The sequence below is a fragment of the Paraburkholderia sp. 35.1 genome, from assembly GCF_050436525.1.
In the GTDB taxonomy this organism is placed as follows: domain Bacteria; phylum Pseudomonadota; class Gammaproteobacteria; order Burkholderiales; family Burkholderiaceae; genus Paraburkholderia; species Paraburkholderia tuberum.
In genome coordinates, this window is the sequence record NZ_JBNDMJ010000003.1 from 3805872 (window position 1) to 3832397 (window position 26526).

The window sequence follows — 26526 nt, forward strand, 5'->3', positions numbered from 1 at the left end:
GTTGTGCTTGAAAGTTATCTTTTGGCCGCAGGCGTTGGCGGTATTCTCTGCGCACTCGCGACGGGAATTTTTTATCGTCGCAAGCTTCGCGCGGGTGCGCAGGCGCAGCGTGTCGACGCGCTCGCGCGGCAGGCCCTCGAGCAGCAACTCGACGCGGCGGTCCGGCTCGGCGAGCAGGCCGACAGCGAGCGCGCCGCACTGGAGTCGATGCTCGCCGATCTGCGCGCGCAAGCCGGGCAGTGCGCGCACGATCGCGAAGCGTTGCAGGCGTCGCTCGACGCCGCGAGTTCGCGAAGCGACGAATGGCTGCAGCAAGCGACGCGGATCGCGCACGAGGCGGGCCGTCTGAAGACGCTGACCATCACGTTCGAGCGTTGGCACGAGCAGATGATTTCGCTGATGTCGCAGAACCGCGACATGCACAAGAAGAATCAGGAGCTGTCGTCGATCGTGCAGCACGTGCTGATCGTTTCGCTGAATGCGTCGATCGAAGCGGCGCGCGCCGGCAGCGCGGGTCGCGGCTTTTCGATCGTCGCGGGCGAAGTGCGCTCGCTGGCGTCGCGCTCGCAGGAGTTGTCGAAGAGCTATCGCGAGAGCCTGCATCGCAACGACTTGACGACGGCGGCGACGTTCCAGGACATCCAGGCCGGCGGCAAGATGATCACGGCGTCGCTCGGCGGCGTCGAAGTGCTGGCGACCCAGTTCCAATCCCGGCTCGAGCAGGCCGCAGCGTGATTACCGATCAGGCGAAGCAAAGCATCGCGGACATCTTCTGTCACGCGGCGCGCGCGAGATTGCCCGCGACGCCGGGCGATTCGTGCGAGATCACGGCGGTGCCGAGGTGGGATCGCGATCATCCGGCCGGACCTTGCGCGATGGCGTTGACGATCTCGTCGATCGGCTTTCGTCTGCTGTTCGTGCTGCATTTCGGCAAGGACGACGCGACGCACGCCTACTACGCCAGCGGCGACACGACGCGTTCGCTGTCGGAAACGCTGATGGAACTCGGCAACCTGTGCTGCGGCTACATGAACCAGCAACTGGTCAATCATTTTCCCGATCTTGGCATGTCGACGCCGTATGAATTGAACAGCGCCTGTGTCGAGTATCTCGACGAGTTGCGGCCCGATCACGTGTGGGCGTACGAGCTGACGATCGGCGGTGCGGCCCGGCTGGGTGTCACGTTATGTCTATGCGCGCAGGCGCCCCTCGATTTCAAGGCTGAATTCGCCACGGCCGACGAGGCCGAAGGCGAGCTCGAACTTTTCTAGCCCCTCAACACTGCATTCGCAGACTGAAACACGATGAATACCAGCAAGCCCGTCAGCAAGGTGCTCGTGCTCGACGACTGTCCGGCACACGCGCAAGCGCTGAAGCTCTTTTTCGACGAACACAACCTGATCGCACTGAAGGTGCGCGACAGCAACCGCCTCGGCTCGGTACTGGCCACCAATATCGATCTCGGCGGCGTTCTGCTGGCGGATAACTACGGCGGATCGGTCGAGCAGGCGGCGACGAGCGCCGCGCGCATCAATGCCTTGCGCCCCGAACTGCCGGTGATCCTGCGTTCGAGCGGCCACGCGCCGCTCGAACGGCTTCCGAAGCCGTTGACGAACGCGGCATGCGCGCATTTCAATGCCGCCGATCTGACGGCGCTGCGTGAAGCCGTCGATCGATACATCTTCAGCCTCGACTTCCCGAACGCGCTCGTACGCGGTATCGCGGAGATCACGCAAGCGCGGCTCGCCACGTTGTTCGACGGCGTCACGGTGCAACGCGACACGCCCAGTATCGTGCGCGATCGAATCATCTTCGGCGAGGTCTTCAGCCTGATTCCGCTCGAAGGCAACTGGTGTCGCGGCTATATGTTGATGCAGGCCGAAGAGGAGCCGCTGCTCGGCATGATCGATCGCGATCGCGCGGCACGCGACCCCGACATGGGCGCGGGGCAACCGGGCTTTCGCGATCTGAACGACGTGCTCGGCGAATTGACCAATCTGATCTGGGGAGCGTTCAAAAACCGCTTCCTCGGTCAGCAGAACGCTCGCGATGCAAGTCAGGTGCAGGTGCCACTGCTGGTCAATCACAAGCATCGCTACATCTCGTTCGGCTCGGACAATCCGCAGTTGCGGTTTCAATATCGATTGAGCGACGCCGCGAGCGGACAGTCGGTATCGATCGACCAGCGCTTCGTTTTCAACCTGAGCTGGTCACCCGAAGATTTTTCTGAAAACGCGGTGGATGTCGACGATCTCGTCGAGTCCGGCGAACTCGATCTGTTTTGATACGACGCGTCGGTGACGCAAGGGAATGGTTATGGCAAAGATTCTGGTGGTGGACGATTCGAGCACGGTACGCGATGAAGTCGCGGGTTTTCTGGCGAAAAACGGTCTCGACGTCGCGACGGCCATCGACGGCAAGGATGGCCTTGCGAAGCTGAAAACGGATTCGAATATCCGCCTGATCGTCAGCGACGTGAACATGCCGAACATGGACGGCCTGACGATGGTCGAAAAAATCCGCGGCGAACTCGCGAACAAGACCGTCAACGTGATCATGCTGACGACCGAAAGCAGCCCCGCGATGAAGGAGCGCGGCAAGGCCGCCGGCGTGAAGGGCTGGATCGTCAAGCCGTTCAAGGGCGATGCGGTGCTGGAGACGTTCCGGAAACTGGCGGGTTGACGGGGCAGTGTGCGGCGGCGAGCGCCGCCGCACACGGATGCCGGGTTAGAACGTCTCGTGGTGCTCGTTGCGCGCGATGTCCGCCTGCACCATCATCTGGCAAAGCTGCTCGAGCGAGGTTTGCGGTTGCCAGCCGAGCGTGTCGCGCGCCTTGTCCGCGCAGCCGATCAGCAGGTCCACTTCGGCCGGCCGATAGAACTTCGGATTGACGCGCACGAGCGTCTTGCCGGTCGCGACGTCGATGCCGGTCTCGCGCTCGTCCTTGCCCGACCATTCCAGCTGATAGCCGGCCGCCGCGAACGCCATGCGCACGAAATCGCGAACCGTTTCGGTGCGGCCGGTCGCGAGCACGAACGTGTCGGGCGCGTCGGCCTGCAGCATGCGCCACATGCCCTCGACGTATTCGAGTGCGAAGCCCCAGTCGCGCTGCGCGCTCAGGTTGCCGAGTTCGAGCACGTCCTGCTTGCCGAGCTTGATCTTCGCGACCGTGTCCGAGATCTTGCGCGTGACGAATTCGCGGCCACGTAGCGGCGATTCGTGATTGAACAGAATGCCGCTGCTCGCGAACAGGTCGTACGACTCGCGATAGTTGATCGTCGACCAGTGCGCGAACAGCTTCGCGACGCCATACGGGCTGCGCGGATAGAACGGCGTGCTTTCGCGTTGCGGCACCGCCTGCACGAGGCCGAACATCTCGGAGGTCGACGCCTGGTAGAAGCGTGTCTTCGGGCTCAGGATACGCAGGCCTTCGAGCAGATTCAGCGCGCCGACGCCGGTCACTTCTGCGGTGGTCACCGGCTGGTCGAACGACACGCCGACGAAGCTCTGCGCGGCGAGGTTGTACAGCTCGTCGGCCTGCGTGCCGTCGAGCAGGCGCAGCGTCGAGCCGAGGTCGGTGAGGTCATGTTCGACGAGACGCAGATTCGGATGATCGAGCACGCCAAGCTCACGCATGCGCCAGAAGTTGACCGAACTCGTGCGCCGGTAGGTGCCGGTCACGTGATAGCCCTTGTCGAGCAGCAGCCGGGTCAGATAGGCGCCGTCCTGTCCGGATACGCCGGTGATGATCGCTTTGCGTGGTTGGCTCATAGCTTGCCTTCTAGTTTGTGGGAGAAAAGAGAACGGAACGCGCCTAAGGGCCTGGCTCAATGCGCGTTGTCCAGCAGCCGCCGCACCAACGGTTCGACGACCCGATAATCCTGTTCGGCCTTCAGCCGGTACAACTCCGGCTTTGGATGCGCGCCGTCCGACATCAGCGACTTCCAGTCGGGCAGGCTGCTCACATACGCGTATTGATCGACGAGCGGCACCTGCTGTTCGGCGGCCACGCGTCGCGTCATCGCTATCATCGCGGCGAGCCGGGCGTTGAGCCGGTTATCGGGCATCGGGTTCGAGGTCTGCAAAACAGGCTCCTTGCCGAGCGCTCGCGCGGTTTGCACGAGCGACGTCTCGGCCGCGTAAAACTGCTCGGGCGTCTGGTTGTGCATCACTTCGTTGATGCCGTAGTTGATCAACACGATCCGCGCGGGCGAGGCGGCGAGACGTTCGCGCCACGGCAGTCCCGCCGTCGGCCCCGCGCGACGATTGCCGGTGCCGTCGCGCAACTGCCAGGCCATCGTGCCGCCGACGCCGTAGTTCGTGACGCGCACGCGCTCGCCGTCATGCGCCTGCAACGCTTGCTGCAGAAACGTGACGGCGTTGCGGGCTTGCGGGCCGCAGTGGCCATCGCTGCAGGTGATGCCGAGCGTGGTCGAGTCGCCGTAAGCGTCGATCAGCAGTTGCGTCGGCGATGAAACCGCCGGCCCGGCCACGGCCGCGCGCGTTGCCGGCGCGATCAGCATCAGCGCCGACACGACACCCAGCACGTGGGCAGCAACAACGGCCAGGCGGTTCATGCGCGGCCTTGCGGTGCTTGCCGTGCAACGTTGGCGCCTGCGCGGGTCGTCTTTCTCGACCCGCGCGCGCCGAAAATCAGGCGCTTCTCGAATGCGAACCACGTGATGCTCGCGTACACGAGCGTGATAGCGAGCGCGATCGCGGCGCTCAGATAGCGATTCAGATGCAGCGGCCACACCATGTACAGCACGCTCAGGTGGATCAGATAGATCGTGTAACTGATGGTGCCGATATAAACGAGCACGCGATTGCACAACAGCCGCTTCACGATGCCCTTGCTCTGCAGCGCGATCACGACGATCGACGTACACAGCACCAGCGACACGCTATACAGCCCCGCATTCGACAACGGCGTATTCTCCGCGCGAAAACGCGGGTAGTGCAGATGCAGCCATGCCAGCACCGCGAGCGCGGCCAGAGCGCCGAGCACCGCGAGTCCCTTGAACGGTTCGAGCGCATTGCGATCGCGCCGCACGGCAACCGCGAGCAGCGCGCCGGCCGCGAGCAGATCCATGCGGAACGGCGTCAGGTAGTAGATCGGCCAGAACGAATCGAACCACGGCGTCGCGAGCGCGCGCAGCAGCGGCACCAGCACGATCAGCGCGGCCGCCACCAGCCCAAGCAGACGCTCGGGCACGAGCAGGATCACGAACGGCCAGAAGATATAAAACTGCTCCTCGACCGCGAGCGACCACAGCACGTTGAGGCTGTCATGACCGCTTTGATTGAGCGCATCGCCGATATTGGTCGCGAAGAACGCGTACCAGTACCAGTGCCGCGCCCACGCGAGGCCGAACAGCAGAGACGACACGGCCATCAGCAGCAGGTACGGCGGCAGGATGCGGCGCGCGCGCCGCGCATAGAAATAGCTGAAATACGACTGCTGGCGCGACTTGCGATCGAGCAGGATGCCGCTGATCAGAAAGCCGCTCAAAACGAAGAACAGATCGACGCCCATCCATAGCGGCGCTTTCAACGCGTGCTGCGCGAACACCGCGAGCACGGCGATCGCGCGCAGACCGTCGAGCTGCACGATGCGGGAATGGGAGGGCGCGAGGGGCAATGCGCTGGCTGTCATGAACCGTCCATGGTGTAAAGCGGATGAGCCGGGCGAAGCGCCGCGCGGTTCGCCACGGATTGCCGGCGAGCAGGCGCGCGCTTCGCGTCGCAACTGAAGTGCAATCGATTCTAGGGAAAAGAAACTCGAGAAAAAACCCGATGGAATGGGCTAATTGAATCAGATTGAAACAGGGTATTTCTTTGGCCATTCTCGAAAGATTTATATGTTTATGTGGTGAGCATCGGGCAATCCGTAATAAATGCGCATTGCGTGATATCACATCGGTAGGAACGGGGGATCGTCGCGATAGAGGCGACCTGGCGGCGAGGCTTGCGCTTTTATCGATTTTTAAAAATCGTTTCTTTTGCGACGCATAAGCGGACGAATATTTTTGAATTATTTTCGATTTTCGTCACCGCATTTTTTCCGCGTAACTTAGCCGTGCGGACGGCTGCCTTCAGGCGCCGCGCTTCAAGCGGTTGCGCTTCGTTTCGCTTTGCCACATCACTGAATTTCGCCCCGAGCGGGCGCAGGTCCGCGTGCATCGCGTTGACCGGACATCGACTGGAGGTTCCGCCTTGCGCCGTATCACGTTCAAAAGCTGGTTCGCCCTGACAGCCTGCGCTGCCGGCGTCGTCGCCGCATCGGCCGGTCTGCCGGCGCGCGCCGAAACCGCTTTGAACGCGAAGACCTCATGGATCGGCAACAGCTTCGGCTTTGGCGATGGCACATGGACGCAGATCGATATCACCGCGATCGCGGTCACGCCCGACGGCAAGGTCTATACGAACGCGCCGTGGGACGAAAGCGGCGCTGAAGCGAGCGTCTATCAGGACGGCAAGATGCTCGGCTTCGCGGGCGGCACGCATGGCTGGGGCAACGCCGGCGGCAATGCGATCGCGGTCAACCGGAAGTATGCGTTCGTCGCGATCGCGGTCGGCAATGAAAAGGGACGCCTGGTCGAGCCGGGCGTGTGGCCGGACAAGGGTAAGCAATGGTTTGGTATCTCGCGGCGCCTGATCGACGAGCCGAAGCGCGTGGCACCGTTTCAGCCCGCCGCTAAAAACGCGGACCCGCACGCGCAGCTCGCGGCCGGCTTTCTGATGATGAACGAAGTGCCGACCGGCACGAACGCTGAGATCGGCGGGCTCGCCGCGAACGACACGACGCTGTTCGCGGCCAATACCGCGCGCAATCGCATCGAAGTCTACGATGCCGAATCGATGCAGCAGAAAGCAACGTGGAACGTGCACGAGCCTGGACGTATCGCGCTCGCGCCCGACGGCACGCTATGGGTGCTCAGCGGCACGCGCGGCGATCGCGCGCCGGGTATCGAGCATTACACGGCGACCGGTCAGCGCATCGACGAGATCATCACGCTGCCGGCCGATACGGTCGCGGTCGGCCTCGCCGTCGATGCGCAAGGCCGCCTCCTGATCGCCGATAACGGTCCGCGCCAGCAGGTGCTGTTCTTCACGAAGCGCGACGGCCGCTACACGGAGTCGGGCACGCTCGGCGAGCGCGGCGGCATTTTCAGCGGCGTCGCGGGCAAGCCCGGACCGTTGCGATTCAACGGGTTGACCGGCGTGGGTGTCGATGCGCGCGGCAACGTGTACGTGTCGACCAATGGCATCGGTCCGCGTTACGAGCCGATCGGCGCGGGCCTCGGCGCGACGCTCGAAAGTTATGCGCCGAACGGCAAGCGCAACTGGCAGGTCGAGGGGCTGCTGTTCGTCGACGGCGCGTGGATCGATCCGGCCCGGCCCGACAGCGTCTATACCGGCAACAAGCGCTTCGAACTCGATTTGTCGAAGCCGTCTGGACAGGACTGGAAATACGCGGGGTTCCTGTCGAATCGGTTCAAGTACCCGGACGATCCGGTGTTCCATACCGACCAGTATCCGGGTCTGCCGATCGCGCGGCGGTTGAAGGGGCACACGTTCCTCTATCTGACCGACATGTATGCGGATCATCTGAAGATCTATCGCTTCGATCCGAAGCATGACGGCGAGACCGCGATTCCCTCGGGATTTATCGCAGGTCGCGAGCGCGCGGTCGCGAAGGTGCCGAATGCACCGCCGGGCGGTGACTGGATCTGGCGCGACACGAATGGCGACGGGCGCTTCGATCGCGACGAATACGCGCTGAACACGAGCGGCACGAAGCTCGCCGGCGGCTGGGGCTGGTGGGTCGACATGGCCGGCGACATCTGGCGTACCCGGGATACGAAGGGCATCTATCGCTTCCGTTTCGGCGGACTCGATGCGAAGGGCAACCCGGTCTACTCGTACTCGAACCTGACGCAGTACCCGGTGCCGGCACCGTTCAGCGAACTGCATCGCGCGATCTATGAATCGGACACCGACACGATGTACGTGAGCGGCTATACGGCCGATATGCCGATCGCGCAGGGCTTCTGGAAGGAAGTGGGGCGCGTGCTGGTGCGCTATGACAAGTGGTCGAGCGGCAAGCCGGTGCAGCGCTACGCGATCACGCTGCCGTGGCAGACGCAGAGCAAGCCCATTGCGACGATCATCGGCGTCACGGTCGAGGGACAGTACGTGTTCGGCGTCGAGCCGGTCGGCGCGGTGCACGTGTGGGACAAGGACAGCGGCAAGGAACTCGGCGTGATCCGGCCGGGCCCCGAAGTGGGCCGCGCGTCGGGTTGGGTCGACGTGCCGAACGGCATCAGCGCGACGAAGCGCGGCGATGGCGAGTACCTGGTGTTCGTCGAGGAAGACGCGCGCGGCAAGGTGCTGATGTATCGCTGGAAGCCTTGAGGTGCGTTGGCCTCGCTGACGCAGCCCCGCACCCAATCTAACCGCAAAACCGAAGGGATTCGATGGACAAAGGCATTCTCAGGAACGTGGCGATCAACTTTTTCGGGCTCGTGCTGCCGACGTTCGTATCGCTCGTGACCGTTCCGTCGTATATCCGGCTGCTCGGCGTGGAGCGCTACGGTGTGATCAGTCTCGTGTGGACGCTGATCGGCTACTTCGGGATTCTCGATCTCGGCATGAGCATGGCCGCGCAGAACCATATTTCGAAGGCGCGCGCGTCGGGCGATCAGCAGGAAAGCGCACGCGTGTTCTGGAGCGCAACCTGGCTCAATCTGACGACCGGCGTTGTCGGCGGTCTGATCATCTACTTCGGCGCGTTCCTGTACACCGCGTATTTCACGAAGGTATCGCCCGAGCTGCAGCACGAAGTCTATATGGCGCTGCCGTGGCTCGCGGTCGCGATTCCGATCGCGAACGTGTCGTGGGTGTTCGCGGGCGCGATCAATGGCGCGGAACGCTTCGGCGTCTACAACACGAACCAGACCATCGGCACGTTCCTGTTCCAGCTGCTGCCGCTCGGTGCCGCGTTCTGGCTCGGCGCGACTTTGCAGAACGTACTCGCCGCGGCAGTCGTCGCGCGGATTCTCGCGGCGTTGCTGCTCGGCCGCTACGCGCTGAAAGTGCTTGAAATACGCAGCATTCAGCCGCCGCGGCTCGGCGTCGCAAAGGGGCTGTTCAACTTCGGCGGCTGGATGCTGATCGCGAGCGTGACGACGATGGTCGCCGATTCGCTCGATCGCGTCATGCTCGGTTCACGGCTCGGCGCGCGTTTCGTCACGTACTACACGGTGCCGCAAAACCTCGTCACGCGTCTGAACATCGTGCCGACCGCGCTGGTACGCACGCTGTTTCCGCGGCTTTCCGCAGTCGGCCGCGCCGACGCCGACACGATCACGCAGCAATCGCTCGAATTTCTGAACGGCGTGTTCACGCCGGTCGCGCTCATCGCGATGCTGGTGCTCGAACCGTTCCTGCATCTGTGGGTCGGCAACGAGATCGCGACGGTCGCGGCGCCCGTGGGCCGCATCATGATCGTCGCCGTGTGGCTCGTCGGCCAGGCGAACGTGACGCGCATCCTGATTCAGTCGCAGGTCAATCCAGCCACCGCCGCGCGCATCGGCCTCGTCGAGTTGCCGCTTTTCGCCGGCGCGTTGTGGCTCGGTATCACGCATTTCGGGCTGACGGGCGCGGCGGTCGCGGTCGCTGCCCGCGCGCTGTTCGACTACGCGGTGCTGCTGCGTTTCGCCGCGATCCGCGCGCGCCAGATCGTGCTCGACATGCTCGCCCATCTCGCTTTCCTGCTCGCCAGTCTGTGGCTCGCCAGCTTCCTGCCGAGCCTCGCGCTCGCGATCGCCGCCGGTGTGCTGATGGTCGGCGCGAACGTCGCGTGGTCGATCACGATGACGCCCGCCTTGCGCAATCTTGCGCGTTCACTGCTATTGCGACTGAATCCGAGGAAAAGCGCATGAATCATGACGTCCTTGAAAAAAAACTGTTGAGGCCCGCGACGCGCAGCGCGCTCGACGAACTGACGAGCGTGCCCGGCATCCAGCCGGCACCGCGCCGTACCGCACCGCGCGCGAGCAAAAGCGTGCGCATCGCGATCGTGCACGACTGGCTCGTCACCTACGCGGGCGCGGAGAAAGTGCTCGAGCAGATCATCGCGTGCTTTCCCGACGCGGACCTGTTCAGCCTCGTGGACTTTCTCGACGATCGCAGCTTCCTGCGCGGCAAGCCGGTGACGACGTCGTTCATCCAGAAGTTGCCGCTTGCGCGCAGCAAGTACCGCTCGTATCTACCGCTGATGCCGCTCGCGATCGAGCAGCTCGACGTGTCGGCGTACGACGTCGTGATCTCGAGCAGTCACGCGGTCGCCAAGGGCATACTGACCGGTCCCGATCAGGTGCATATCAGCTATGTGCATTCGCCGATCCGCTATGCGTGGGATTTGCAGCATCAGTATCTGCAGCAGTCGAAGCTGACCAACGGCCCGAAGTCGGCGCTGGCGCGGCTGATTCTGCATTACATGCGCAACTGGGATATCCGCACGTCCAACTCGGTCGACGGCTTCGTCGCGAACTCGGCGTTCATCGCGCGACGCATCAAGAAGGTGTATCAGCGCGAGGCGCAGGTGATCTTCCCGCCGGTCGATGTCGAGGCGTTCACGCTGTGCACGGAGAAGCAAGACTTTTATCTGACCGCCTCGCGCATGGTGCCGTACAAGAAAATCGATCTGATCGTCGAGGCGTTCGCGCGGATGCCCGAGCGCAAGCTCGTCGTGATCGGCGACGGACCCGACATGGAGAAGATCCGCGCGAAGGCGGGGCCGAACGTCGAGATCATGGGCTATCAACCGTTCGAGGTGCTGAAGGACCGCATGAGCCGCGCGAAGGCATTCGTGTTCGCGGCCGAAGAGGACTTCGGCATTTCGGTGGTCGAGGCGCAGGCTTGCGGCACGCCGGTGATCGCGTACGGCAAGGGAGGGGCGCTCGAAACGGTGCGCGATCTGTCGGAGCCGAAGCCGACCGGCATGTTCTTCGATGAACAGGATACCGACTCGATCATCGCTGCCGTGAATCGTTTCGACGAGCTTCGGCACCGGTTCCTGCCGGAGAATTGCCGCGGCAACGCCGCGCAGTTTTCGGCCGCGCATTTCCGCGAGCGCTTTTTCTCGCAGGTGCGCGCGGCGGTGCCCGCGTTGCGCACGGCGACGCTGCCGGCCTATACGCCGTATCGGCCGGCCGTGCAGAGCGCCGCGAACGTGCCGCGCATTCTCGCCGTCGATCAGAGCGGCGTGCTCGGCGGCGCCGAACTGTCGCTGCTCGAGATCGTCAAGGCGCTGCGCTCGCGCATCGAGGTCGTGCTGTTCGACGACGGGCCGTTCAACACCGCACTCGCGAAAACCGGCGTCGAAGTCACTGTACTCGATGCCGGCGCGCTCAAAAATGTGCGCAAGCAGGGCGGTTCGATGCCGAAAGGTCAGGCGTTGAAGGGACTCATCTCGCTCGTGCGTGCCACCGCGAAACGCGCGCGCAAGGTGGATGTGATCTACGCGAACACGCAGCGTGCGATGGTGATCGGCGCCGTGGCCGGCAAGCTCGCGAGACGGCCGGTGGTCTGGCATTTGCGCGACATCGTCAGCGCCGAGCATTTCGGCGGCAAGCAGCTTGCGATCATCAAGTGGTGCGCGCGGCTCGGCCTCACGCACGTGATCGCCAATTCGGCTGCATCGGCGCAGGCGTTTGCGAAGCTCACGCGGTTCGACAGCAAGCGCATCGACGTCGTGTTCAACGGGATCGCCGCAAAACCGTTCGACGCATTGCGCACGGTGCCGCAAGCGCTGCTGCGCGAGCGCCTGAATCTGCCGCGCGACGCGTTTCTCGTCGGCTCGTTCAGCCGGCTTGCGCGTTGGAAGGGACAACATGTGCTGCTCGAAGCGATGGTGCTCAATCCGCAGATGCATGCGGTGCTGGTCGGCGCGGCGCTGTTCGGCGAGGACCAGTACGAGAGCGAACTGCGCGCCTTCGTCGCCGCGCACAAGCTTGGCGAGCGCGTGCATTTTCTCGGCTTCCAGCACGATATTCCGGCCTGCATGTGCGCGGTCGATGCGGTTGTGCATACGTCGATCACCCCGGAGCCGTTCGGTCGCGTGATCGTCGAGGGGATGCTCGCGCAGCGGCCGGTCGTGGCGTCGCGCGCAGGCGGCGTGCTCGAAATCATCGACGACTACGAGAACGGCGTGCTGTGTACGCCGGGCGACGCGCATGCGCTCGCCGATACGCTCGCCGAATTGCGCTCGAACGGCGAGTTGCGCGACAAACTGGTCAGGAACGGCTATCGGACCGCGCAGGAGCGCTTCGGCACGCGCAGCTATGTGGATGGGGTTGCGCAGATTCTGACCGGCGTGGCAGCGCGGTGACGAGGTGATTTTTACGCGAGGATAGACGAGGGCTTGGCCAGTCCTTGCTTGGCGTAGCGGAGCGAAAGTCTCGAACGACTTTCGCTCCGTTTTTTTTATTCCTCGCGCAGCGACAGGTTGATTACTCGCTCAGAAGGCGCTTGAGTTCGTCAAGGAATGAAGCAGTAGTGTGGCCCCACAGATTGGGATCAATCCCTGCGCCGTAATCTCTTTCGAACGCAGAATCGAGGTCGGACGGATGCTCATTCATGAATGAATTTATTTCATCAACTATTTCCTTTTGATATTCCAGTGGGCTATCATTTCTATAGCATGAGACAATTTCAGGGATTGTGTTTCCCCACAAATCAAAATCCTCATTGAAATACGCACCGAAAAGCTCGTACATTCTAGGGTAGCGATCTGATAGCATTGGCTATCCTTAGCCCACGTGGGCGGTAAATATGTAATACGGCATATTATTATATTCCTGAAACTTCAAAATTACGGTGACTTCGTTCATCTTGGTCAGTTCGTTGGTTTTTCTCGTTACCCCGTATCCTATATCGCCACAAACTTTCTTGACCAATGTAAGGGGAATGCGGTTTTTCGGAGATTGTATCCAGCTCTGTATTTTCAAGGCATTTGAGTTCATTACATCAGATATCGCCAACTCTGCCACCTGAAGATTATAAAACGATGAAACAACCCTTTTTTGGGGTTCCCGTTTAAGGCGTTCCCGTAGCCATGCCTCGTCCTTCTCAACATGCTTCAGAATCGTATGCCCGCCAAGCCTTGGATTAATGGCCTTCGCCTCATGCATTTGCAGATTGATCCTGCCCATCGTGACGCTGGCCACGCGTGCAGCCTTGATCGAGCCAGCGAAGCCAAACGGCACGATCATATCAACTGACAGGCCGATCTTGTTTGCCAGGTCAGGACTGGCCTTCATCGCCTCGGCCAGTTTCGTCGTACCTTGCTGGGTCAGCGTGGCCGTATCCCGGCCCGTCCAGATTTGTCGCAAACCTGCCGACGCCGTATCTGAGCCATGCACGCCGAACACAACGCACCCCGCCTTGCTCGCCATCGTCGGTTCGGGCAGCACACACAGAGCCGCCGCCCCGACCATTTCCAATACCCCGCCGACAACCTGCAAATCGCCCCATAGCCGGTTGGAAAGCATTTCGGTGGGGCTGATCGACTGGCGGGAGAGCACCGCCGCCAGTTGAGGCGCACTGAGTACCACTCGCACGGCATCCGGATCGTGTTGATACGACATTACGATGTCCCCTGGAGTTGTTGGGCTACCACGCTAGCAGGCGACTACAGGGAGATGGAATGGGCGACGGATGATTTTAGGGGGCTTTGCCTGTGTCAATCAAACGGCGCGCGGCGAGTGGCGGTCGAAATCGAGACTTCGGCATGCGCGCGAAGCGCCTCAGCCACAAGTTGCCCGCATCAAGCTGGCACGCAGGATTATCCGCGAGCCGCAGCGCGCCGCTGCAATGGATGCAATAGCGCTGATCACGCAGAACACCGGCACACCGGCCGAACCCCGGGCGGCATCGATTCCTGACGGTAAAGGTGGCTCAACGCCGCCCTTTTTGTTGAACCGCGATTGCGGAAATATGCATTGAAAATGAGATACGCGAAATCATCGTGAATATTTGTCAAAAAGTCTTAATCTCAAATTAAAGGTGTTGACCGTGGCTGCTTCGGATGATTAATTCGTCGGTGTGTTCTGGAAAATCAGCAGAGGTCAAATGGAACAACAGAATCAGAAAAGTGCCATGGACGAGAAAGAGTGCCCTGGGAGCAGCACTAACAGATACAAACCCGAGTTCACTTGTAATTCTCCAGTCAGACAGGATCGGCACGCCGTGGAATGTTTCCCAAGCCGGAGTTCAGTTCACTGCGCAGTGGGAGGCCTTTCGGTCGCATTTGTACGATAAGGATCGAGGTGGCGGCGGCGGAAATGCCACGATCGGATACGGACATCTGGTCCATATCGGACCAATATCCGGTGCACCTTCCGAAGCGCTTTACGGAAATGGAATTACCGAACCGCAAGCGCTGAAACTGCTTCATCATGATCTACGCGAAGCCGAGCGAATTGTAAATAGCAGAATTTTTGTTCCGTTGTTTCAGTACGAGTACGATGCGGTGGTTGATTTCATCTTCAATCATAGAAGTGGAAATAACGAGTTTTTCGCGCTCGTTAATACCGGTCATTACGATCAAGCGCCGTCGAAATTTCTGCAATACACAGCGGCGCATGGCAAACACCCGCTGGGGTTGGTCAGGCGCCGTCGTGCTGAGGGCCGACTGTTTGCTACGGGGAATTATGATGCGACTCACTAAGATAACGGTTGCAGTGATCCTATCATGCGGCACGTCGGCCGCCTTTGCAGACGCGACTTGCGAGGCATCCGCGAAAACGCGCGATGACTATCTGGCGTGTACAAATGCAGACACGAAGGGCATGCTAAGTGACGCTGAAAAACTCTATCGAAATCTCCACGCCAACGCTAAGGGCGAAGCGCTCGCGGAACTCGCGAAAAATCACAAGCTGTGGGAAGAAAAATTGCAATCCGATTGCAAGTTATTTGGGATGGCATTCAACGACTGGAAAGGCGGTTATATGCCTGATACAGACTTCCAGGTGGCGGCGTGCAGGCAGGATGCTGCAAAACAGAGGCTCGAATTTTATGAATGGTTGTCTTGTCCGGACGATATGGAATCGTCGGAGCATCCGGAATGCTTAACGGTTAAAACGATTCTTGGACGCAAGAAATAAATCGAAATTGAGTTGCGTCCGATCTGTAACGAGAGGGAACTGCGCGCGGATGTGCGACAAGCTGTTGAACTGCGTACGCACGCTCGTTGAGGACGTGCCGCTTGCAGAAGGGAAAACGCGTTCATTTCCGGTGAAGGATCATCCGAATTTGATCGTCGTGGCTTGGCGTGCAAGGGATGGGCGATGAGTGATCCGATCAATAAGGATCTGCGATTGCTTTTCCAGTGCTGCCCACGGAAGCACGATTTTCTGGACGCTTAACCCCAACTATCTGAAAGCGACAGGCGCCAAAGCATACCGATGAGAATCACTACGATACTGGTGGCCGCTATGGCCGCCCTATCTGGCAGCGCACATGCGGCTCAGTCTTACGACAGCTACGAAGCCTTGTACGTTGCCCAAGCGGGGGCAGTGTTTGGCGACCCGATCAAACAAAACGGTGACCCGACCGATCAAAACGCCGGCGTGGTCTATTCCTACCCAGGCGAGCCAGGCACTTTTATGAAACTGCAAGCCAAACTGGAACGGAAAACGCTAAACATTGAGCTCTGGAAGGATCGCCTGGCAGTCGACGGCAAATCCTATCGCTTTGCGCACGCTACGACATTCCCCGGAGAGCATGTGCCGGAAATCTTTCCGCAATCAGCCAACGTATTCATTGCAGCGCGAACCGATACGCATCCGCCCTTACTCTGCGTGGAAGGGCACGGCAACGGTTCGGGCGAAGCCGGAAGTCGGTACCGGCAGATCTCGCTGCTGGTCAACCCTCTAGCGCGCAAGCCGACGTTTCTTCATCTGCCGAGTTTACTTTCGTCATGTCGGGCCGTCGTGGCGACGAAGGAAGGGAAGCTTGCCTTTCCGAATAACACTTACGTATTCGACGATGCACAGGCATCCCGCGTTGGCCTGTTAGTGTCGTACTACACGTTTAAGAATCAGCGATTTGTCCCGGTCCCGGCTCTAAAGCAACTCCGGCTCAAATTTACGCATCCAGAGATACCGTTTCAATTTTCCCTTCAGGACGAGCACCAGGTATCGACGTTGCTATTCAACGAGATCAAATGATGGTGAAGCACCCGAACGCGCGGGATTGATCCAATGTCAACGTTCTATCAGCGCCCTTTAGGCTTAAAACTCGCCGACCACTTCATCGCAGGCAACTCAACGAGCCGATAAAACACATAGGCAAACGGCACCGCGACCAGCATATAGCCGAACGACGGCCAGATCGACAATTGCAGTGACGAACGAAACAGCCACGCCGACAGCAGTACGAAGATCGGCAGATGGATCAGATACAGCGAGAAGCTGAAGTCGCCGACGCGCGACAGCAGGCGCGCTACTGCATCCGACCCGGCACGAAGCAGCGCGCGCACGCCGCCCGTTTCACGCCGGGGGGCATGACGTCCATCGAGCGCCTTGTACAGATAGCACGCGAAGCCGAGCGCCCATATCTGGAACGCGCCGTACTGGCCGAAATGAAACGCGACGCAGCCTGCCGCGATCAATACCGCCGCGAGCACGTACAGCGATGCCGGCGCACGCGCCGCTCGCACGCTGCGCGCTTTGGCGTCGGCGATCCACGCACCGAGCGTCCAGGAGAACCAGTACGACGTGAAGAACTGCACATCGTGGCGCTCCAACCCGTACGCGGACGCAACGTTGATCGCGCCGACGAGCGCGAGCACGGCGTTCATGCCGATGCGCCGCCGCAGCGCGAACAGCAGCGGATAGATCGCATAGAACTGCACTTCGAGCGACAGCGTCCACAGCGCGCCGTTCGAGCCATACGTTTTACCCGCCACACCCTGCAGCGAAAACAGGTTGACCAGAAACGGATGCCAGCCGATGTCGCGAATCTTGTGACTGACGGGCGGCAATTGCAGGCTCAACGAATCGAGCGCGAAGGTCAGTACGAGCGCCGCGAGCAGCACCGGGTAGATGCGCGCGAAGCGCCGCAGCCAGAAGTTGCCTGCATCGAGCCGGTAAGCGGGATTGCCCGCGAGCCGCAGCGCGCCGCCGCGATGGATGCAGTAGCCACTGATGACGAAGAACATCGGCACACCGGCCGAGCCCCATGCGATCGGAAACGTCAGATACGCGGCGAGACTACTGGGACTCAATGAATGTCCGACGCTCTGATGAAACGCCTGCATGCCGACCCACACGATCTGGCGGCAATGAAAGTAGGCGACCAGCAGCGCGGCGAAGCCTCGCATCGCGTCGATCGCGTGCTCCTTGCCGGCGCTATCGACACGCGCGTCGCTGCGCGCATGCGCCGCGGCCGGGTTTTTCTCCGGGCGCGGCAGCGGGGAGAGGGGCAGGGATGAGCCGGCGGCATCCAGTGCTGGGTCGCTCATACGCGGTCCTTATCTGAAGCGGAAAAAAGAAAAAATTGACGCGGAACAGGGCTTCGAGCGGGCATCTTGCGCACCCGCGACGCATCCATGCTAGAGCACCGCAATCCTGAAAAATGATTAAAAAATTCCATTTCGCATTGAATCCGACATCGATTTTGTGACGAATTGTAATTGCGCGCCGACGTATGGGGTATCGAATTATTTATCGCTTTTGTCGTGCTAATTTAAAGCAAGGATTTTCTCACCCCGAGGTGAAGTCATGAACCTGCATTTACTGGCCGGCGTGGCCGTCCTGCTGATCCTGGTGGCCGCCTCCGCCTACCGCGATGCCTTGCGCAACGAGCCGATCCGTCGTTACCGGATGAACCCAGGCAAGCTGCCACCGGTCGACGAACAGGAATGACGTGCTGCCGAAGCCGGTCATCGGGTCGCCAGGCGACCCGTGCCAGGGGTCGTCCGAAAGGTAAGACTTTCGGATTTGCTCGATCACCAACTGGCAATAGATACGTAATAATTTCCTCAATTTTTCACAATATCGAATTGAGATTAATGCCTGAATTATCCGAATTAAATCGGAGAAAAACGCTTGCGTGAACCTCGCAGTTTTTCTGCTAGTCTTGCGCCGGCATTGATTGGCCGCCAGGTCCGCGAACACACCAATTTCTAACCGATGTGGGAATGCCTACCATGCTGAAAGTCACCAAAGCCGTGTTTCCCGTAGCGGGCCTCGGGACACGATTCCTGCCGGCTACCAAAGCAAGTCCGAAGGAAATGCTGCCGATCGTCGACAAGCCGCTGATCCAGTACGCGGTCGAAGAAGCGATCGACGCCGGCATCACCGAGATGATCTTCGTGACGGGCCGCAGCAAGCGCGCGATCGAAGATCACTTCGATAAATCCTATGAGATCGAGTCCGAACTCGAAGCGCGCAACAAGCAGAAGCTGCTCGACCTCGTGCGCAGCATCAAGCCGGCCAACGTCGACTGCTTTTACGTGCGCCAGGCCGAAGCACTCGGTCTCGGCCATGCGGTGCTGTGCGCCGAAAAACTGGTGGGCGACAGCCCGTTCGCGGTGATTCTCGCCGACGACCTGCTGCATAGCGCGAAGCCCGTGATGAGTCAGCTCGTCGATACCTTCAACCACTATCACAGCTCGGTGATCGGCGTCGAAACGATCGCGCGCGAGGACAGCCGCTCGTACGGCGTCGTCGACGGCCGCGAGTGGGAAGACAACGTGATCAAACTGTCGGGCATCGTCGAGAAGCCAGCGCCGGATGAGGCGCCGTCGAATCTCGGCGTGGTGGGCCGCTACGTGCTGATGCCGACGATCTTCAAGCATATCCGCGCGCTGAAGCCGGGCGCGGGCGGCGAGCTGCAACTGACCGACGCGGTGCAGTCGTTGCTGACCGAGGAGCAGGTGCTAGCGTATCGCTACTTCGGCACGCGCTTCGATTGCGGCAGCAAGCTCGGCTATCTGAAGGCGACCGTCGAATTCGCACTGCGCCATCCCGAGGTGAAGGCTGAATTCGAGGCGTATCTGCAAGCCTTTATGAAGAACGAAGCGTCGGGTGGCGAGGCGTCGCAATTGACGGCAGAAGCCGCGTGAAGTGACACCACCTGGAAGGAAAAACGGGCGCCGCATTACACGGCGCCCGTCGTCGTTTCGGCCGGACGGCCTCAACCCTGCTTCTTCACCTCGAGCCGGAACTTGTGCAGCAACGGCTCGGTATATCCGCTCGGCTGCTGGCGCCCCTCGAAGACGAGCGCCTGCGCGGCCTTGAACGCGATCGTGTCGAAGCCGGGCGCCATCGGCTGGTAGAGCGGATCACCGGCGTTTTGCGCGTCCACCACCTTGGCCATGCGCTTGAACGTCTCCTCGACGAGCTCGCGCTTGATCACACCGTGATACAGCCAGTTGGCGATGTGCTGGCTCGAAATACGCAGCGTCGCGCGGTCTTCCATCAGGCCGACGTTGTGAATGTCCGGCACTTTCGAGCAGCCGACGCCCTGGTCGATCCAGCGCACCACATAGCCGAGAATGCCCTGCGCGTTGTTGTCGACCTCGGCGCGGATTTCGTCGTCGCTCCATTGCGCCTTTTCGACGACCGGAATCGTCAGCAGGCCATCGAACAGTTCGTCGCGCACCGTCGCATAGTCGGTGCGTTCGAGTTCCTGCTGGACCGCCTGCACGTCGACCTGGTGATAGTGCAGCGCGTGCAGCGTCGCCGCGGTCGGCGAGGGCACCCACGCGGTGTTCGCGCCGGCCTTCGGATGGCCGATCTTCTGCTCTAGCATCGCGTGCATCAGGTCGGGCATCGCCCACATGCCCTTGCCGATCTGCGAGCGGCCGCGCAAGCCAGCGCTCAAACCGACCAGCACGTTGCTGCGCTCGTACGACGTGATCCACTTGCTCGACTTCATGTCGCCCTTGCGCATCATCGGGCCCGCTTCCATCGCCGAGTGCATCTCGTCGCCGGTGCGATCGAGGAAGCCCGTGTTGATGAACGCGACGCGCGCCGACGCTTCGGCGATACACGCGAGCAGATTCACGCTGGTGCGGCGCTCCTCGTCCATGATGCCCATCTTGATCGTGTTGCGCGGCAGCTTCAGCAGGTCTTCGACGCGCGCGAACAGTTCGCTCGCGAACGCGACTTCGGCCGGTCCGTGCATCTTCGGCTTCACGATATAGATCGAGCCGGTGCGCGAGTTCAGCTTGTTCTGGCGGTCGCGCAGCGCGCACAGCGTCGTGATCACCGCGTCGAGAATGCCTTCCGGAATCTCGTGGCCGTCTTTCGTCAATACGGCCGGGTTCGTCATCAGATGGCCGACGTTGCGGATGAACAGCAGCGAGCGGCCATGCAGCTTGACCTGCGACTTGCCGTCGGCGCCGATGTATTCGCGATCGGCATTGAGCCGGCGCGTGAAGGTCTTGCCGTTCTTCGTGACCTGTTCGGTCAGGTCGCCGTTCATGAGGCCGAGCCAGTTGCGATAGAGCTGCACCTTGTCGTCGGTATCGACGGCCGCGACCGAGTCTTCGCAATCGATGATCGTGGTGACCGCCGCTTCGACGACGATGTCCTTGACATGGGCGGCATCGGTCTTGCCGATCGAATCGTTCGCATCGATCTGGATCTCGACGTGCAGGCCGTTGTGCTTGAGCAGCACCGCCGATGGCGTGCTCGCGTCGCCCTGATAGCCGACCAACTGCGCAGGTGTCTTCAGCGCCGTGGTGCCGCTCTTCAGCGCGACGACCAGCCGGCCGTTCTCGACGCTATAGCGCGTTGCGTCCGCGTGCGAGCCGTTCGCGAGCGGCGCAGCCTGATCGAGGAACTTGCGCGCGTACGCGATCACGGCTGCGCCGCGCACCGGGTTGAAGCCCTTCTGCTTTTCCGCGCCGTCCGTTTCGGGGATCGCGTCGGTGCCGTACAGCGCGTCGTACAGGCTACCCCAGCGCGCGTTTGCGGCGTTCAGCGCGTAGCGCTGGTTCGACAGCGGCACGACGAGCTGCGGGCCGGCCTGTCCGGAGATTTCGCTGTCCACGTGGTCGGTCGTGGCCTGGACGCGGGCGGGCACGGGCACGATGTAGCCGATGCCTTCGAGAAACGCACGATACGCGCGCAGATCCCGCACCGGGCCGGGATTGGCCCGATGCCAGTTGTCGAGTTCGCTTTGCAGGCGGTCGCGCTCGGCGAGCAACGCCCGATTTTTGGGCGCCAGCTCGTGCACGAGGGCGTCGAATCCCGACCAGAAGGCGGCGCTGTCGATTCCGGTGCCGGGCAGGGCTTCGGATTCAACGAACTGGTCGAGGTTGGCGGCGACCTGCAGTCCGCCGCGCGGGTTCATCTGAGTCATCGACTGCTCCATCTGTTATGGGACCGACGAGGGGGCATCGGTCCGCGTTGTGTCTCGGGAGTGCTTTGACGCTCGGCGCTTTACACGCCGAGCGCCTGAATGCCGGCTTTCGCGATCTGCGCATCCTGCTCCGACTTGACGCCCGACACGCCGACCGCGCCGACCACGTGGCCGTCGACGATCACCGGCACCCCGCCTTCGAGCGTGCCCTGCAGCGGTACGCTGAGGAACGCGGTGCGGCCGTTGTTGATCATGTCTTCATAGACCTTGGTTTCGCGCCGGCCGAGCGCCGCGGTGCGCGCTTTTTCGGTCGCGATATACGAGGTGGAGGGCGCCGCGCCGTCGAGACGCAGCACCGCGAGCGGATGGCCGCCGTCGTCCGCGACGACGATCGCGACAGGCCATTTGTTCTTCTCGGCTTCCGCGCGGGCGGCATCGACAATGCGGGTCGTCTCGGCGACGGTCAACACGGGTTTGCTCAGCATAATGAATTTCCTGTCTCGGTGATGGGAAGGTGGCGTCTACAGCTTCTTTCGGTAACCGGCGATGCGGCGCTTCAGAAGATCCTCGGGGCTCCGTTGCAAGCTTCTTGCGGCTCTCCGGCGCGCGCCTGATTCGACGATTTTACTTCCGCGCGAGGCAGCGCGAAACGGCGGCCTCGCCAGGCGGCTCTGCCCGTGCGCTCGACAGTGCCGCCGCAACGCCACGCGCCGGGCGGTCCACAAGCGCGGCCTGGTTCAGAAATAACGAGGTAGACCAGCCGATGAGCTGGTTTTCGAAGCATTCATTGCGGCCAGACAATGGTCGCGCCGCGAGCCGTAGCGGGGGCGACGGCTTCGGTTCATCGTCGGATGACAGCGGCAAGCGAACTAGGCCCGGTTCACGCTTTCACGAGTGAGCCAGACCCGCGCATGGGCGACGCGAACACCGCTTAGCCGCCCGCGAACCAGTCGAAACCAGTGGAAGGCAGCCGAAACTGGCTGATACGCCCGAAGAAACGTTCGATCTGCGTTCGACCTCTATCAGGTCGGTTTCCCGCACTCGCCGACAATGAGGCCAACCGGGGCAGCAGCATTGACTATGATCGCGCTGTCAGTCCGGACCACACGATGACGGCTCGGCGGTGCGACCCAGTCAGCGATCGGGGCGCGTTGATGAATGGCGATCGCGGAGAAATCCTTGCACCCGGTTTTCGGGGCGACGTCCGAGGTCGGGTGCGCGATGGCAAGCTGGGCGAAGCCCAAACATATTCCAGCGCATAGTGCAGGCAGCGTACGCATGGTGTGTCCTCCTTGTGCGAGAGAACCAGTAGAGTGCCAGTCAACTGTCTGTCAGCTTCGATCAGTGGGGCTCTGCAGCGATCAACCTTGACCCGCGTCGGCAGTGGCGGATCGATCGTTGGCTCGTTGAAGGCACGACAGGCCTGGTACGCTTTCAATCTATGCAGTGGCGATTAAAGCAGGCTTAAAGGCTTTCCCCGTGCCGGCACGATAATGATCGCCCGTTTCTCTCCACTGTGCGGGGACGCCTTGTGGCGGGTGCCTGCTACCCATACGCCGAAGGCCCGGCAAACGAAGAAGGTGGACCTGCACGAGTCGCCGGTCGGAAGCGTCGGGGCGACGCTCGACGAGCCCGGCGGCTTCGCCGCGGGACACGAGCGCCGCGGTGCCGTTGGGCGCGGCCTGCAACCGTTCAGCCAGTTCGCCGATACTGGCCCAGGAGCGGTCGGGAAATCCCCTGACGTGAAGGAGCATCTGATATTGCAGAGGCGTGACTCCTTCCGCGTGAGTAATTTCTTCCGAATACCGCAGGAACCTGCGTAACTGGTAACGGAATGCCGACATGGCTTATCGCAACTTCATCGTCGTGAAGCAATCCGATGCGGCGTTCGAAGTGATCAGCGAACTCCGGCAGCGCCGCGCGGTGATGGCGGTGGTCCTCGTCGATGCCGCTGTCGATGGCGCGTTCGACGTGTCCGGCGTGATTGCGAAGGAGCATATTGCGCACGCCGTCGCCCGCAGTATCGATATTTGCCAGCCCCGGGCTCGCGGCAGGACCGCCACGTCGACGCAATCCGTGCGCGTCAACGACGCTTCGTATGCCGTGCACGGCAGGGGTCCCAAGGTGGGCGATCGGATTGCTGAGGACTTGATGCCGCCGGATTCAGCGGGTCACTGGGCCGGGATGAGGTTGTCGAGCGGCTCGCTTCGCGCATCAATTGGTGATCTCGACCTCGGTAGGTAATAGGCGACCGGCGCGACACCGCGCGCTCGACCGGCCGCCACGGATCGATGTAGCGGTAGCGAGGCGGGCTGGTATTGCGCGACCGTAGCAGGAACTTCCCGCGTCCTCGACCGTATGCCGCGGCTATGCCTCCTCGCCTTTTTCATCCTGTCCGATAACGACGCTCGTCGACGACGCAAACATGTAACGCGGCACATCCAGATTCTGGGGCGCGGGTTTGTCTTTGAACACTCGACCGGCCAGGTCGTAAGTCGAGCCGTGACAAGGGCACAGAAAGCCCCCAGGCCAATCGTCGGGCAGACTGGGTTGCGGCCCGGGCTGGAAGCGGGGCAGCGGGGTGCAGCCGAGATGGGTGCACACGCCGATCACAACGAGTATGTTGCGATGATCCGGGCGCGACCGGTATTCGTTGTTGCAATAGGCCGGCAGCGGTATCGAGAACGGATGCTCGGTATGCGGGTCGGCGACCATCGGGTCGGCCTTGAGCACGGCCGCCAGCATCTCGTTGGTTCTGTTGACGATGAAAATCGGCTTGCCGCGCCACGCCACGGTCATCATGCTGCCAGGCTCGAGTCTGCTGATGTCGGCGCTGACCGGCGCCCCGGCTGCCCTCGCACTCGCTGGCGGCGCAAACGAGTCGACAAAAGGAACGACGACCGCCACGCCTCCTATGGCGCCGACGGCCGATGTGGCGATGAGCCATCTGCGGCGGGTTTCGTCGAGAGGCTCGCTGGAACCGTTTTTCATGGCAAGCTCCGAGTCGGTTCGGTTGCCCATCGCGACTTTTCACGAGTACCGGTTACGAATGCACCGCCGCGGTCGTCACGCGCCGGAAAGCCGGCGAATCGGATCGCGTGCGGCCAGAAACGCGAAACGCCGGTCTACACTACATCGACCACAGGAACACTTCATGCACATGCGACGACGGAGCGATATTCACGTCCCTGCGCTCCGTCTTGCCGTTATATGTGGCGCTTACGCTATACCGGCCGTGAGGCAGCGACGCCAACAGGAAAGGACCCTTTGCGGTGGTCTGCAATATCGTATTGCCGTGCATGTCGGATAGCGTCACCGGGATATTCGCAAGGTACTCGTTGCCGCTAGCCGCCTTGCCCGCAAACTCGAGCGTGAGCGGATACCTTGGCATGACCTCCTTGATAGCGGTGGATTGGCCAAGGCCGATCCCGCCGCTCAGGAACGTAACCTCACCCTCGTGCTGTACCGCGGGTAAAGGCTGAGTTGCCGCGAACGCGTATTGGACGCTTGCACTCAGTGCGAGTGCCGTCAAGCCAACTTTGACGATTGCGTGCTGGTTCATTTCGAGCTCCTCGTAAAGTGTGGCGATGAGGTACGCGCCGCCACTGCGCTGCCAGGGTCTATTTGCATATATAAACAGACCCTAGCCCATGTCGATGGTGACGAACATGCGCTGTCCGTCGCGTTGGACCAATAGCGCGACCGCGTTACCGCTGTTCGCCGCTTTCCGCCGGAACTGGGCGGGACTTGATACATGAGTGCTGTCGACCATCAGGATGATGTCTCCCGGTTCGATGCCGGCGAGCGCGCCGGCCCCCGTGCTTTTTTCGACCAGGACACCACCTTCGACACCTGCGTCGTGTCGCTCCTGTGCGGTCAAACCACGCACGGTCAACCCATCGGGCGCTGCGACCTGCGCAATGGCCGGGGTCTCGGCAGGAGTGGCATTCAGACTGCCAAGCGCGACTGTCGTATCGTGCGTGGCGTTATCGCGCCAGTACACGAGATGGACGGATGTGCCCGGTTTGAGATCGGCTACTGTGACGGGCAACCGGGTCGAATCTGGAATATCAACGCCATTGATCTTCATGATGACGTCGCCTGGTCTGAGACCGGACCTGGCAGCCGGTCCTCGCGGGTCGACCGAGCTGACGAGCGCCCCTTGCGGCCTGTTCAGACCGAAAGATTGCGCAAGCGGCCAGCTGACATCCTGAATCGTGATGCCGAGGCGTCCGTGTTCCGCCTCGTGGTGCAGTTGCAACTGTCGGGCAACTTTCATCGCTTCATCGATCGGCAGCACGAACGCGGCTCCTTCAACGTCGCCGATCTCTTTCGTGATAGGCATTTCGATCCCAATGACGTTGCCGTTCAGACCGAACACCGGGCTGCCTGCATCGCCCGCATTTTCGGTCACGTCAGTCTGGATAAGCGGTACGTACGACTCGCCTGGCAAAGCCCGCGACATGTTGCTGATGATGCCTGCCGTCACCGTGTCGTTCAGTCCATAAGGGGAGCCGATCGAGACGACCCACTGACCGGCCTTGTTCGCGGACGGTGAGCCAATTTTGACTGTCGGCAGTTTGGTGGCGGGAATCTTGAGCAGCGCGATACCGCTCGCTGGGTCGTCGCCGACCACCTTGGCCTTGAACTTGCGACCGTCCTTTAGCGTCACGCTGATTCGGGTTGCTTTGGTTATCAGGCTGGAGTCGGTGAGAATGTAACCATCGGCGGCGATGATGAATCCTGAGCCGCTGCGCTGCGAAGCCAGGCCTGCCGCGCCAGGAGGGGCGTAGGCGAACTGCTGGAACTGCTGGGTAAAAGGATCGTCTTCGCTGCCGGCCGGCGGCCAGAGGGGAGTGACGGTGGCGACGGGTTGAGCCGCTGTCACGCTGATATTGACGACTGCTTTGCCTTCTTCGCTGACGAGGCGCGAGAAGTCCGTCACTATAGCGGGCGCCGTGTCGTGGCCTGGAAGCCTGGCAGCCGGCACATTCGCGCCAGAGCTTACGTTGTTCGGAGGGGATTGCGCCATGCAGCCCGCGGACACCGCCACGGTCAGACATTCCACGATCAGGAAGTACTTGAGGTTGTCGCGTCGCATCACATGCCCCCCGACACGAGGGTTGAGTCGGTTGAGTCGGA

Annotated in this window: 27 protein-coding genes and 1 pseudogene; 14 read left to right on the top strand and 14 right to left on the bottom strand. The window is 61.5% G+C overall.

Going from position 1 to position 26526, the window contains the following annotated elements:
* Nucleotides 1-3 precede the first annotated feature (3 nt).
* From OKW27_RS37820 to OKW27_RS37835, 4 genes are read left to right on the top strand one after another with little or no spacing between them, the layout of a single operon-like run.
* Nucleotides 4-735, top strand: coding sequence for a methyl-accepting chemotaxis protein (locus OKW27_RS37820; protein WP_429336447.1), 732 nt, complete (start codon nt 4-6; stop codon nt 733-735).
* Nucleotides 732-1271 (top strand): hypothetical protein, encoded by a 540-nt coding sequence (locus OKW27_RS37825; RefSeq protein ID WP_429336448.1) that lies wholly within the window; start codon nt 732-734, stop codon nt 1269-1271. The genes OKW27_RS37820 and OKW27_RS37825 overlap by 4 nt, the downstream gene beginning before the upstream one ends.
* 33 nt (nt 1272-1304) lie before the next feature.
* On the top strand, nt 1305-2285 hold the full coding sequence (locus OKW27_RS37830; RefSeq protein ID WP_429336449.1) for a chemotaxis protein CheX: 981 nt from the start codon (nt 1305-1307) through the stop codon (nt 2283-2285).
* Nucleotides 2286-2316: 31 nt separating this feature from the next.
* On the top strand, nt 2317-2682 hold the full coding sequence (locus OKW27_RS37835; protein ID WP_018418019.1) for a response regulator: 366 nt from the start codon (nt 2317-2319) through the stop codon (nt 2680-2682).
* Between the two features lie 45 nt (nt 2683-2727).
* Here the strand turns inward: OKW27_RS37835 and gmd are convergent, their stop codons facing one another.
* The 4 genes from gmd to OKW27_RS37855 all read right to left on the bottom strand — a co-directional run bounded on the left by gmd (nt 2728) and on the right by OKW27_RS37855 (nt 6183).
* Nucleotides 2728-3771: a GDP-mannose 4,6-dehydratase gene (gmd, locus tag OKW27_RS37840; protein ID WP_429336450.1), complete on the bottom strand. Its 1044-nt coding sequence runs from the start codon at nt 3769-3771 to the stop codon at nt 2728-2730.
* 56 nt (nt 3772-3827) lie between these two features.
* Nucleotides 3828-4577, bottom strand: a complete 750-nt coding sequence (locus tag OKW27_RS37845; RefSeq protein ID WP_429336451.1) for an SGNH/GDSL hydrolase family protein — start codon at nt 4575-4577, stop codon at nt 3828-3830.
* Entirely contained in the window at nt 4574-5656 is a 1083-nt protein-coding gene (locus tag OKW27_RS37850; RefSeq protein WP_429336452.1) for an acyltransferase family protein, read from the bottom strand. The genes OKW27_RS37845 and OKW27_RS37850 overlap by 4 nt, the downstream gene beginning before the upstream one ends.
* Before the next feature lie 320 nt (nt 5657-5976).
* Entirely contained in the window at nt 5977-6183 is a 207-nt protein-coding gene (locus OKW27_RS37855; protein ID WP_429336453.1) for a hypothetical protein, read from the bottom strand.
* Between the two features lie 33 nt (nt 6184-6216).
* Here OKW27_RS37855 and OKW27_RS37860 point away from each other — a divergent pair, with 33 nt between their 5' ends.
* The 3 genes from OKW27_RS37860 (at nt 6217) to OKW27_RS37870 (ending at nt 12397) form a co-directional block, all read left to right on the top strand.
* A complete protein-coding gene (locus tag OKW27_RS37860; RefSeq protein ID WP_429336454.1) occupies nt 6217-8418 on the top strand; it encodes a hypothetical protein in 2202 nt (733 codons plus the stop codon).
* A gap of 62 nt (nt 8419-8480) precedes the next feature.
* Nucleotides 8481-9947: a flippase gene (locus OKW27_RS37865; protein ID WP_429336455.1), complete on the top strand. Its 1467-nt coding sequence runs from the start codon at nt 8481-8483 to the stop codon at nt 9945-9947.
* Complete coding sequence (locus OKW27_RS37870) at nt 9944-12397, top strand: glycosyltransferase family 4 protein (RefSeq protein ID WP_429336456.1); 2454 nt, start codon at nt 9944-9946, stop codon at nt 12395-12397. Before OKW27_RS37865 ends, OKW27_RS37870 begins: the two co-directional genes overlap by 4 nt.
* Before the next feature lie 121 nt (nt 12398-12518).
* Here the strand turns inward: OKW27_RS37870 and OKW27_RS37875 are convergent, their stop codons facing one another.
* Both OKW27_RS37875 and OKW27_RS37880 read right to left on the bottom strand, forming a co-directional pair.
* Nucleotides 12519-12809 carry a contact-dependent growth inhibition system immunity protein gene (locus OKW27_RS37875; RefSeq protein ID WP_184066600.1) on the bottom strand — a complete coding sequence of 97 codons (291 nt, stop codon included), beginning with the start codon at nt 12807-12809 and terminating at the stop codon, nt 12519-12521.
* Between the two features lie 9 nt (nt 12810-12818).
* Nucleotides 12819-13655 carry an RNase A-like domain-containing protein gene (locus tag OKW27_RS37880; RefSeq protein ID WP_429336457.1) on the bottom strand — a complete coding sequence of 279 codons (837 nt, stop codon included), beginning with the start codon at nt 13653-13655 and terminating at the stop codon, nt 12819-12821.
* A gap of 70 nt (nt 13656-13725) precedes the next feature.
* Here OKW27_RS37880 and OKW27_RS37885 point away from each other — a divergent pair, with 70 nt between their 5' ends.
* From OKW27_RS37885 to OKW27_RS37900, 4 genes are all read left to right on the top strand, one after another.
* The gene (locus OKW27_RS37885) at nt 13726-14013 is read left to right on the top strand and encodes a hypothetical protein (protein ID WP_184066596.1); all 288 of its coding nucleotides are present in this window, start codon (nt 13726-13728) and stop codon (nt 14011-14013) included.
* Between the two features lie 82 nt (nt 14014-14095).
* Nucleotides 14096-14737 carry a lysozyme gene (locus OKW27_RS37890; RefSeq protein WP_429336458.1) on the top strand — a complete coding sequence of 214 codons (642 nt, stop codon included), beginning with the start codon at nt 14096-14098 and terminating at the stop codon, nt 14735-14737.
* The gene (locus OKW27_RS37895) at nt 14724-15173 is read left to right on the top strand and encodes a hypothetical protein (RefSeq protein WP_429336459.1); all 450 of its coding nucleotides are present in this window, start codon (nt 14724-14726) and stop codon (nt 15171-15173) included. The genes OKW27_RS37890 and OKW27_RS37895 overlap by 14 nt, the downstream gene beginning before the upstream one ends.
* Before the next feature lie 300 nt (nt 15174-15473).
* Nucleotides 15474-16238, top strand: a complete 765-nt coding sequence (locus tag OKW27_RS37900) for a hypothetical protein (protein ID WP_429336460.1) — start codon at nt 15474-15476, stop codon at nt 16236-16238.
* A 47-nt stretch (nt 16239-16285) separates the two neighbouring features.
* Here OKW27_RS37900 and OKW27_RS37905 read toward each other — a convergent pair whose 3' ends face one another.
* Nucleotides 16286-17533: an acyltransferase family protein gene (locus OKW27_RS37905; protein ID WP_429336461.1), complete on the bottom strand. Its 1248-nt coding sequence runs from the start codon at nt 17531-17533 to the stop codon at nt 16286-16288.
* Between the two features lie 259 nt (nt 17534-17792).
* On the opposite strand from OKW27_RS37905, the gene OKW27_RS37910 reads away from it, so the two are divergent.
* Both OKW27_RS37910 and galU read left to right on the top strand, forming a co-directional pair.
* On the top strand, nt 17793-17936 hold the full coding sequence (locus OKW27_RS37910) for a hypothetical protein (RefSeq protein WP_008921966.1): 144 nt from the start codon (nt 17793-17795) through the stop codon (nt 17934-17936).
* A 284-nt stretch (nt 17937-18220) separates the two neighbouring features.
* Nucleotides 18221-19138, top strand: a complete 918-nt coding sequence (galU, locus tag OKW27_RS37915; RefSeq protein WP_429336462.1) for a UTP--glucose-1-phosphate uridylyltransferase GalU — start codon at nt 18221-18223, stop codon at nt 19136-19138.
* Between the two features lie 71 nt (nt 19139-19209).
* Here the strand turns inward: galU and OKW27_RS37920 are convergent, their stop codons facing one another.
* The 4 genes and pseudogenes from OKW27_RS37920 to OKW27_RS37935 form a co-directional block, all read right to left on the bottom strand.
* The gene (locus tag OKW27_RS37920; protein WP_429336463.1) at nt 19210-21384 is read right to left on the bottom strand and encodes a malate synthase G; all 2175 of its coding nucleotides are present in this window, start codon (nt 21382-21384) and stop codon (nt 19210-19212) included.
* An 80-nt stretch (nt 21385-21464) separates the two neighbouring features.
* Nucleotides 21465-21869 (bottom strand): heme-binding protein, encoded by a 405-nt coding sequence (locus OKW27_RS37925; RefSeq protein WP_429336464.1) that lies wholly within the window; start codon nt 21867-21869, stop codon nt 21465-21467.
* A gap of 537 nt (nt 21870-22406) precedes the next feature.
* Nucleotides 22407-22664, bottom strand: coding sequence for a hypothetical protein (locus OKW27_RS37930; protein WP_143037170.1), 258 nt, complete (start codon nt 22662-22664; stop codon nt 22407-22409).
* A gap of 297 nt (nt 22665-22961) precedes the next feature.
* Nucleotides 22962-23228 (bottom strand): annotated as a pseudogene (locus OKW27_RS37935) (MarR family winged helix-turn-helix transcriptional regulator); the annotation flags it as partial.
* Between OKW27_RS37935 and OKW27_RS37940 the strand changes: the two are divergent.
* On the top strand, nt 23227-23628 hold the full coding sequence (locus tag OKW27_RS37940) for a hypothetical protein (protein WP_429336465.1): 402 nt from the start codon (nt 23227-23229) through the stop codon (nt 23626-23628). The pseudogene OKW27_RS37935 and the gene OKW27_RS37940 sit on opposite strands and share 2 nt — an antisense overlap.
* Nucleotides 23629-23751: 123 nt before the next feature.
* On the opposite strand, the gene petA is transcribed toward OKW27_RS37940, so the two are convergent.
* From petA to OKW27_RS37955, 3 genes are all read right to left on the bottom strand, one after another.
* On the bottom strand, nt 23752-24375 hold the full coding sequence (gene petA / locus OKW27_RS37945; RefSeq protein ID WP_090805769.1) for a ubiquinol-cytochrome c reductase iron-sulfur subunit: 624 nt from the start codon (nt 24373-24375) through the stop codon (nt 23752-23754).
* Between the two features lie 139 nt (nt 24376-24514).
* Nucleotides 24515-24946 (bottom strand): carboxypeptidase regulatory-like domain-containing protein, encoded by a 432-nt coding sequence (locus tag OKW27_RS37950; RefSeq protein WP_090804862.1) that lies wholly within the window; start codon nt 24944-24946, stop codon nt 24515-24517.
* A gap of 81 nt (nt 24947-25027) precedes the next feature.
* Entirely contained in the window at nt 25028-26485 is a 1458-nt protein-coding gene (locus OKW27_RS37955; protein ID WP_429336466.1) for a trypsin-like peptidase domain-containing protein, read from the bottom strand.
* Nucleotides 26486-26526: the final 41 nt, after the last annotated feature.

Coding starts and splice junctions, on each gene's coding strand:
- OKW27_RS37830 (WP_429336449.1), top strand. CDS start 1,305: ATGAATACCAGCAAGCCCGTCAGCAAGGTGCTCGTGCTCGACGACTGT.
- OKW27_RS37835 (WP_018418019.1), top strand. CDS start 2,317: ATGGCAAAGATTCTGGTGGTGGACGATTCGAGCACGGTACGCGATGAA.
- gmd (WP_429336450.1), bottom strand. CDS start 3,771: ATGAGCCAACCACGCAAAGCGATCATCACCGGCGTATCCGGACAGGAC.
- OKW27_RS37845 (WP_429336451.1), bottom strand. CDS start 4,577: ATGAACCGCCTGGCCGTTGTTGCTGCCCACGTGCTGGGTGTCGTGTCG.
- OKW27_RS37850 (WP_429336452.1), bottom strand. CDS start 5,656: ATGACAGCCAGCGCATTGCCCCTCGCGCCCTCCCATTCCCGCATCGTG.
- OKW27_RS37855 (WP_429336453.1), bottom strand. CDS start 6,183: ATGCACGCGGACCTGCGCCCGCTCGGGGCGAAATTCAGTGATGTGGCA.
- OKW27_RS37865 (WP_429336455.1), top strand. CDS start 8,481: ATGGACAAAGGCATTCTCAGGAACGTGGCGATCAACTTTTTCGGGCTC.
- OKW27_RS37870 (WP_429336456.1), top strand. CDS start 9,944: ATGAATCATGACGTCCTTGAAAAAAAACTGTTGAGGCCCGCGACGCGC.
- OKW27_RS37875 (WP_184066600.1), bottom strand. CDS start 12,809: ATGCTATCAGATCGCTACCCTAGAATGTACGAGCTTTTCGGTGCGTAT.
- OKW27_RS37880 (WP_429336457.1), bottom strand. CDS start 13,655: ATGTCGTATCAACACGATCCGGATGCCGTGCGAGTGGTACTCAGTGCG.
- OKW27_RS37885 (WP_184066596.1), top strand. CDS start 13,726: ATGATTTTAGGGGGCTTTGCCTGTGTCAATCAAACGGCGCGCGGCGAG.
- OKW27_RS37890 (WP_429336458.1), top strand. CDS start 14,096: ATGATTAATTCGTCGGTGTGTTCTGGAAAATCAGCAGAGGTCAAATGG.
- OKW27_RS37895 (WP_429336459.1), top strand. CDS start 14,724: ATGCGACTCACTAAGATAACGGTTGCAGTGATCCTATCATGCGGCACG.
- OKW27_RS37900 (WP_429336460.1), top strand. CDS start 15,474: ATGAGAATCACTACGATACTGGTGGCCGCTATGGCCGCCCTATCTGGC.
- OKW27_RS37905 (WP_429336461.1), bottom strand. CDS start 17,533: ATGAGCGACCCAGCACTGGATGCCGCCGGCTCATCCCTGCCCCTCTCC.
- OKW27_RS37910 (WP_008921966.1), top strand. CDS start 17,793: ATGAACCTGCATTTACTGGCCGGCGTGGCCGTCCTGCTGATCCTGGTG.
- galU (WP_429336462.1), top strand. CDS start 18,221: ATGCTGAAAGTCACCAAAGCCGTGTTTCCCGTAGCGGGCCTCGGGACA.
- OKW27_RS37920 (WP_429336463.1), bottom strand. CDS start 21,384: ATGACTCAGATGAACCCGCGCGGCGGACTGCAGGTCGCCGCCAACCTC.
- OKW27_RS37925 (WP_429336464.1), bottom strand. CDS start 21,869: ATGCTGAGCAAACCCGTGTTGACCGTCGCCGAGACGACCCGCATTGTC.
- OKW27_RS37930 (WP_143037170.1), bottom strand. CDS start 22,664: ATGCGTACGCTGCCTGCACTATGCGCTGGAATATGTTTGGGCTTCGCC.
- OKW27_RS37940 (WP_429336465.1), top strand. CDS start 23,227: ATGGCTTATCGCAACTTCATCGTCGTGAAGCAATCCGATGCGGCGTTC.
- petA (WP_090805769.1), bottom strand. CDS start 24,375: ATGAAAAACGGTTCCAGCGAGCCTCTCGACGAAACCCGCCGCAGATGG.
- OKW27_RS37950 (WP_090804862.1), bottom strand. CDS start 24,946: ATGAACCAGCACGCAATCGTCAAAGTTGGCTTGACGGCACTCGCACTG.
- OKW27_RS37955 (WP_429336466.1), bottom strand. CDS start 26,485: ATGCGACGCGACAACCTCAAGTACTTCCTGATCGTGGAATGTCTGACC.